General features: G+C 69.9%; 1 protein-coding gene. It reads right to left on the reverse strand.

Features of this window, described 5'->3' with window-relative positions; all coding sequences use genetic code 11:
* Positions 1-376 (reverse strand): isocitrate/isopropylmalate family dehydrogenase (locus ADL03_RS05590; protein WP_255353334.1); only part of this gene is annotated, 376 nt, incomplete at both ends.

Genomic DNA, 376 nt, shown 5'->3' on the forward strand with positions numbered 1-376 from the left:
GCGGTGCATCAGGCCACGGGTCCACGCGAAGATCGAGGCGATCGGGTTGGTGGAGGGGGGCTTGCCGGCCTGGTGCTGGAGGAAGTGCCGGGTCACGGTGCCGTGGGCGGCCTCGGCCTTGACGGCCTGGATGAAGACCGAGTCGAGCGCCTCGTCGAACCAGAGCACGTCGGTGGTGATGTCCACCTTGACGAGGAGCATCGGGATAAGGGTCGACGCGAGGATCGAGGCGATCGGGTTCGTGGAGGCAGGCGTGCCGGCCCGGTGCTGGCGGAAGTGGCTGGTCACGGTACCGTGGGCGGCCTCGGCCTCGAGGGGCTTGCCGTCCGGCGTCATCAGGACCGACGCCATCCGGCCGAGCGAGCCGAAGCCCTGC

The sequence above is a fragment of the Nocardia sp. NRRL S-836 genome (assembly GCF_001279525.1).
In the GTDB taxonomy this organism is placed as follows: Bacteria; Actinomycetota; Actinomycetes; order Mycobacteriales; family Pseudonocardiaceae; genus Lentzea.